Here is a 1,303-nt window from a genome sequence, read left to right as displayed (position 1 = left end):
AATTCGGACAGGAATGGTATTAATAAACAAGCCCACCATCTTCTCAATTCCAGGGATTACGGCAGGTCTTCCCGAAACTACGGCACCAAACACAACTTCATTCGCTCGGTTATATTTCTGCAGGACTACCCCCCAGATCGTCTGCATCATGGTATTCAAAGTGACCTGGTATTGGTTCGCCAGTTGTTGGAGTTTTCGTGTTTGTTCCTCACCCAGCGCAAACCATAACTCCTCTTGCTTATAGCCATCTGCCGTCTTTTTATATCCCGGCAGGGTAGTCACTTCATCGATCGTTTTCAAATAATTCTTCCAGTAATCCGATGCTTTCACTTTATCTTGTTTCTCTAACCACTGGATAAAGCGGCTATAAGGCTGGGCTGTCTCCAATTGTAGAGGTGTTCCCTTATTCAAGGACTCGTAAATTTGAAATAATTCTGTAAACAAGGTGCTCATACACCAACCATCTATCACAATGTGATGGAAACTCCACACCAACTTGAACTGTTGTGCTCCCATTTCAAAAGCAGCGACTCTCATTGGAATGGTTGTGGTCAAGTCAAAGCCCTTATTTTTATCTTCTTGCATGTAACGACGCATAGCTTCTTCTTGCTCTGCATCAGATTTGTTTACAATCTTCTGCACATCAATGCTGAACTTCCACTGCTCTAATACAACCTGTAACGATCTTCTTATATTCTCAAATAGAAATACGCTTCGAAGTACATCATGTCTGTTAATAAGCTCCTGATAACTTTGTTCCAACAAATCAATATCTAAAATGCCTCGAACCTCGAAGCTGGTTTGCACAAAATACTGCAAGTCTCCCTTGTTCATCACATGGTGGAATAACATTCCTTCTTGTAACGGGGCTAAAGGATACATTTTTTCTATGGTTAATCCTTTGCTTGCTACTCGCATATATACATCTTCGATCTCCTCAATGGTCATGTCGTGCGCCATGACGTCACTTGGAGTTAGCTCCGCAATTTCTTTCTCCACGCAGTGCTGAATAATTGCTGTTAGCTTCTGTATGTAACAGCCAGCAAGATTCTCCATCTCCTGCTCACAATACTGCTTCCCGTTGTAACTAAACGTAAATCGCATTCTTCCTTCTTTCACAATGCCATTTACTTCTAGTGCACTGCTTCGCTTTAGTTCTGGACTTACCATATTACCTACAGGCAACGAAGAACCTTCGAAGATCGCTGTTTGGAAATCTTGGTCAAACTGTCCCAAATAGTTGAAACTAATGTCAGATACCTTCCATCCTTCGCCTTCGCTTTGGCCTTCCTCACTCCAGTAC

General features: G+C 42.3%; 1 protein-coding gene. It reads right to left on the bottom strand.

Translation table 11 applies throughout. From position 1 onward, the window contains the following. Nucleotides 1-1,303 (bottom strand): condensation domain-containing protein (locus MKX41_RS32245; RefSeq protein WP_340975164.1); only part of this gene is annotated, 1,303 nt, incomplete at both ends.

Source organism: Paenibacillus sp. FSL R5-0475, assembly GCF_038004585.1.
Taxonomy (GTDB): domain Bacteria; phylum Bacillota; class Bacilli; order Paenibacillales; family Paenibacillaceae; genus Paenibacillus_AQ.
Note: the sequence above shows the minus strand (reverse complement) of the source record. Positions and strands in the feature narration are given on the sequence as shown.